At 61.0% G+C, this 5,152-nt stretch carries 7 protein-coding genes; 3 read left to right on the forward strand and 4 right to left on the reverse strand.

Going from position 1 to position 5,152, the window contains the following annotated elements; all coding sequences use genetic code 11:
• Positions 1–131: 131 nt before the first annotated feature.
• Entirely contained in the window at positions 132–524 is a 393-nt protein-coding gene (locus EN893_RS38135) for a nuclear transport factor 2 family protein (protein ID WP_164748986.1), read from the reverse strand.
• A gap of 1 nt (position 525) precedes the next feature.
• The gene (locus EN893_RS18110; RefSeq protein WP_127270480.1) at positions 526–1,410 is read right to left on the reverse strand and encodes an NAD(P)-binding domain-containing protein; all 885 of its coding nucleotides are present in this window, start codon (positions 1,408–1,410) and stop codon (positions 526–528) included.
• A gap of 129 nt (positions 1,411–1,539) precedes the next feature.
• Here EN893_RS18110 and EN893_RS18115 point away from each other — a divergent pair, with 129 nt between their 5' ends.
• On the forward strand, positions 1,540–1,893 hold the full coding sequence (locus EN893_RS18115; RefSeq protein WP_127270482.1) for a winged helix-turn-helix transcriptional regulator: 354 nt from the start codon (positions 1,540–1,542) through the stop codon (positions 1,891–1,893).
• A gap of 82 nt (positions 1,894–1,975) precedes the next feature.
• Here the strand turns inward: EN893_RS18115 and EN893_RS18120 are convergent, their stop codons facing one another.
• Positions 1,976–2,230 carry a DUF1127 domain-containing protein gene (locus EN893_RS18120; protein WP_127270483.1) on the reverse strand — a complete coding sequence of 85 codons (255 nt, stop codon included), beginning with the start codon at positions 2,228–2,230 and terminating at the stop codon, positions 1,976–1,978.
• Positions 2,231–2,460: 230 nt separating this feature from the next.
• Here EN893_RS18120 and EN893_RS18125 point away from each other — a divergent pair, with 230 nt between their 5' ends.
• Positions 2,461–3,969, forward strand: a complete 1,509-nt coding sequence (locus EN893_RS18125) for a winged helix-turn-helix domain-containing tetratricopeptide repeat protein (RefSeq protein WP_127272172.1) — start codon at positions 2,461–2,463, stop codon at positions 3,967–3,969.
• Positions 3,970–4,023: 54 nt separating this feature from the next.
• Here the strand turns inward: EN893_RS18125 and EN893_RS18130 are convergent, their stop codons facing one another.
• Entirely contained in the window at positions 4,024–4,620 is a 597-nt protein-coding gene (locus EN893_RS18130) for a CGNR zinc finger domain-containing protein (protein ID WP_127272169.1), read from the reverse strand.
• Between the two features lie 117 nt (positions 4,621–4,737).
• Here EN893_RS18130 and EN893_RS18135 point away from each other — a divergent pair.
• Positions 4,738–5,152: alpha/beta fold hydrolase (locus EN893_RS18135; RefSeq protein ID WP_128361681.1), on the forward strand; the 415-nt coding region annotated here is incomplete at its 3' end.

Raw genomic sequence — 5,152 nt, forward strand, 5'->3', positions numbered from 1 at the left:
ACGCGCAGGGCTGGCGCTTCGAGGTGGTCGATCTCGACGGCCGCCGCATCGACAAGCTGATCGCCACCCGCCTGCCCGGCGCCCAACGCGAGGCGGTGCGCTGACATGTTCGAATGTCAGCTCTTGACCGGTTAGCTGACGCCGCCCTCTGCCAGAGATCGAGCTGGTTTCAACAAACCGAAGAAGCCAATGATACGCGTTATCCGTTTCTGCTCCTCATCCAGAAAAGCGATGTCCAGGCCCTCGGGTAAAGACGAACCGTCAGGCGTCACAAACTTCCACGCGAAGCGCGCGACGCCGTGATGAACGTCCACGTTGCTGGTCCGCAGAATGCAGGCACCAGGATGCTTGCTCTGAATTCCTGCAATGTGGGCTAGAAGTTCTTCGGCACCAACGGCGTGAACGGTTGGATCGGTATACGTCGCGCCATCGCTCAAGATCGATAACAGCGACGCCCGCCGCTTCTCGGCGTTTTCGGTGGACCACGATGCACAATACTTATCGATGAGATGCGTCAAAGGCATGCTACTTCCCTGTCGCCAGAAATTGCGAGAGCGCGGCGAAATCATCGTGCAGGTGGCCCGCCGCTATGGCCCGTTTGAATATCGCATCATAACCATCGACTATTGAACGGTCGATTTCGCGGAACTGCATCAACTCCAATAGATGCTGCATTGCGCCGTGGTGCGCCGAGATCGACGAGAGCGTTTCGTTATCGCTGGCAAATCGGCCAGCGCTCGTCCGCTTGATGAGGTCGGTCACCAAGCCGTCAATGACCGGCGCCGTCGCGGACCACTGACGCGCCAGTTCACCGAGTTCGATCTCTTCGGCCTGCGACACGGCGATCGCATGGAGCGCCCCGAACAGAGCGCCCCACATGATAGCCAGTAGTGCGCTATCGAGCCCGTTCGCACGCCCTGGTTCTTCGCCAACATGCTGAACATTGCCACCCAAAGCGCGAAACACATCGCGGTTCGTGTCGAAAGCCGCCCTTGGCCCGGCAAGCAGGATGGTTCCGGCGTCCGTGCCGATATAATCCGGCGTCGCCATGATCGCGCCATCAAGGTAGCTTGCGCCGTGCTCCCTATACCAATCAGCGGCTTCCCGTGCGCCATTTGGCGTCCCGGAAGTCAACTCCACGATCAGCTTGCCGCGAATGGCTGAGGCGATGGCGTCACTGTGGAGAAGCGCTTTTGTCGCCTCATAGTCGCTGACATTCACAATGATGATCTCGCCTGCGTTCACGGCTTCCTCCACGGAGGACGCGACGATTGCGCCCAGCCTGGCGAGTGGATCGGTCTTCTGTCTGGTTCTGTTCCAGACAGTCGTCGGATATCCCGACTGAAGCAGGCTGCCGGCGAGCGCCGAGCCCATACGGCCCGTTCCAACAACCGTGATTGAAAGCTTCATTCCACACTCCATATCAATTGGCGGCGTCAGACCGCGTTTTGCTGTGATCGTCTTGAGAGGTATGTCAAAACGAGCGGCGCGCGATACGCACCCGGGCGTAAGTGGTCACCAGAAGGTAAGGAACGCGCGATGAACAATTCCGCGGACAATGGCTTTGCAGCGGCCGTCAGGATGGTCGAAGGAAAGTGGAAAGTAGATATCCTTTGCGAGCTCGGAACGGCGTCGCGCAGATTTGGTCGATTGAAACAGGCGCTCTCTGGCATCAGTGAAAAGATGCTGGCTCAACAATTGCGAGAACTGGAGGCGGACGGCCTTGTCGACCGCAAGGTCTTTTCCGTGGTTCCAGCGAAGGTAGTCTATTCGCTGACAGAACGCGGCGCGGCGCTCAACGCAGCAGCAGGTTCACTATGTCTGTGGGCCGAGCAATTCGGCCTGCCCGGCTGCACTCAGATTACCAATGGCGTACATATGGATGCGCTCTGATGCATGTCGCCCAAAGCGACCTCGGTTTGGGCGCCCATCGCGAGGCGGTGCGCTGACGCCCGACGCAATTGCGGCATTCGCTCTATCGTTCCCAGAAGGGCTTGGCGATCTCTCCCTCGACCTGCTGTATCGTCAGGCCGATATCGTCGATCAGATGCGGATTGTCCTTCGACATCTGCCTGAGTTGCCAGCGAAAGCGTATCCGTTCGCGCCAGGTCCGATCGTGCCAACTCGCTATGATGCTTCGCAGGGTCTTCAGGAGCCGGCGCGATGCCGGCCGCACGGGCGTTCCCGCTCGCGCTGCACAACGCTGGGCTGATGCAAGTGTATTGGTCATGGCAACCTCCATATGGTTTGAGGGCCTGGGGCTCTCGATGAGGTTGAATTCTGCGCGATACGGACGGCGCCGTAATTAAGCCCTCCCAAATAGTTCTCAAAACTTCCAAACGAGCTAGAGCAGTTCACCGGCTCACGGAACCGGCAAACTACTCTAACCCTTTGTTTTGACGCAATTCCGAACAGAAAACCGCTTCACACTTTTCCTGGAATTGCTCTATAGATGCGCCTATGCAGGGATCGCGTTTTGCCTTTGGTCCGTTCGTGCTTGATCCGGGTGCGGGAACGCTGCTTCGGAACGACGTCCCCGTTGCCGTTGGCTATCGCGGGCTGAGCCTGCTTGCAGCACTCGTCGGGCGGCCCGGTGAAATATTGGGGAAGGCCGAGTTGATGGACGCTGCATGGCCGGGCACGGCCGTCGAGGAAGGCAACCTCACCGTCCAGATCGCGCAGTTGCGCAAGCTGCTTGGTCCTGTCGGCGAGAACGGCGAATGGATATCCACCGTTCCGCGCGTCGGCTACCGTTTCACAGGGGCCGTCGAACAGCTCGGCGAGGCCAAGCGAAAATCCTTGCCGCTGCCCGACAAACCATCGATAGCCGTGCTGCCCTTCGTCAATTTCAGCAACGATCCCGAGCAGGATTCCTTCGTGGACGGGTTGACCGAAGACCTCATCACCGACCTGTCCAGGATCTCCGGCCTGTTCGTCATCGCCCGCAATTCGACCTTTGCCTATAAGGGAAAAGCGATGGACGTGCGCGAGATCGCCGGGGATCTTGGCGTGCGCTACCTGCTGGAAGGCAGCGCAAGACGCGCCGCGGGGCGCGTGCGCATCAACGCACAGCTGGTCGACGCGGTGAGCGGCGACCATCTGTGGGCGGAACGCTTCGATCGCGGCCTGGACGATATCTTTGCCGTTCAGGACGAGGTTACGGCCAAGATTGTGGAGGCGTTGCTTGGCCGTCTGCGCGCGCCGCCGCCGCGCAACCGACCCAGCAATCTCGAGGCTTACGATCTCTGCGTGCGGGCGCGCAAGCTGATCGACGACTCGCCGCAGATGGCGCAGGAAGCGCATCTGATGCTGACGCGCGCGGTGTCGCTCGATCCTGATTACGCCGAGCCCTATCGCTGGCTTGCCATGAACCACTGGATGGGACGGGTGCATTGGGGCGGACCAACCGAAGCTGCCCGCAGCGTTGCCTTGGAGCTGGCGCGCAAGGCCGTGGCGATCGATCCCAACGATGCCGGCTGTCGCTGGATCCTGGCCTACCTGCTTGCCTATGAGCGCAGCTTCACTGAAGCGGATGCGGAATTCGCCAAGGCGATCGAGCTCGACCCGAACGAGGCCGACACCTGGGCGGCATTGTCCGACATCGCCGTCCTGGCCGGCCGGGTCGAAGAGGGCCTCGAGCACATCGGCAAGGCGTTCCGGCTGAACCCGTTTCCAGCGAGCTGGTACTATCTGACGCTCGGCCAGGCGCAATATGCGGCGCGCGACTACCAAGCCGCTATCGAGACGTTGCGCCGTGACGAGACCTATCGCACAAGCTCACGCCGTTTCCTGGCCGCCAGCCTGGCGCAACTCGGCCGGCTCGACGAGGCGCGCGCTGAGGCTGAACTGTTCCTCGTCGGCAACCCGCATTTCACAACCCATCACTGGGCGACGACCGAGCCATTCCGCGACGCCGCTACGCTCGAGCATTTCGTCGATGGTTTTCGCAAGGCCGGTCTTCCGGAGTGACGCGCCGGCATCCGGCTGCCCGCAGCAGAGGCGACGTGGTGCGCTAACCCGGGTCTAGACGTCGGTATGATCTCGGTGGCGCGACACCTTCTCGCGGTTGCCGCAGGTGCGCATGCTGCACCAGCGCCGCTTGCCGCCTCGCGACGTATCGAGGAAAAGCCAGCCACAGCGAGGGCAGGAATGCAGCCTGTCGCGCGGCAGGGTGAAGAACGCGTCGATGGACAGCATGGCCAGCAAGGCGGTGACGGCGTCCGGGTCCCGCCACCGGGCAAGGGCAAGCTTCGGTCTGGTGCCATCCAGTTCGATAGAGCCGGCGGCAAGCGAGCTTGCCGTGCGCGAGAACAACACGCCAAGCGGTTCGGCCGCAGACGGTTTACCCGCGGCGATTGGCTCGAAAACCTGAAATGACGCCTCCCGCATTTCGCGGACCCCTTCCACGAACCGCCCATCCGCTATCTCGGCAACGGCCTGCGCCTGGCGATCGTCGGCAAGCCCTGAGGCGCTGAACCAGTTCGCAACATCCTGGACGGATTTGAAGAGTTCATTGTCTGCTGCCGGCGCCCGCCGGTCGAACACGGCATTCGACAGGTCCAAAGCGGGATGCCCGCCGATGAAGTGATCCGGCACCCATTCGGTGTATGCATCGCCCATGGAACATAACCTCATCAACCGCATTATACGGTTACATGATGTAACCACTATCACAGGGATATGTGGTGTCAAACCCATAGCACCGCCAGGTCGGCGCGGACCACTGGGAGAGAGAGGATGTGCAGCAATCGTTACAAGACCCGCCACGAGACCATCAATGTCGACGGCCTCGACATCTTCTACCGACACGCCGGCGACCCGGGCAGACCGGCAATCCTGCTGCTGCACGGATATCCGACTTCGTCGCACGTCTATCGCAATGTCATCGAACCGCTGGCGGACACAGCCTATGTGGTGGCGCCGGACCTGCCCGGTTTCGGCTTTTCGTCCGCCCCTTCCATCGATGCCTATGACTACACGTTCGAGAACCTGGCCAACACGATCGAAGCCTTCGTCGAGGCCCTCGGCATCCAGCGATTCTTCCTCTACATCACTGACTTCGGCACGCCTGTCGGCTACCATCTCGCCACACGGCAGCCGGATCGCATCCTCGGCCTGATCGCGCAGGACAGCAATGCTCATGACGAGGGGC

Origin of the sequence: Mesorhizobium sp. M7A.F.Ca.CA.004.04.2.1 (assembly GCF_004022825.1) — a bacterium.
In the GTDB taxonomy this organism is placed as follows: Bacteria; Pseudomonadota; Alphaproteobacteria; order Rhizobiales; family Rhizobiaceae; genus Mesorhizobium.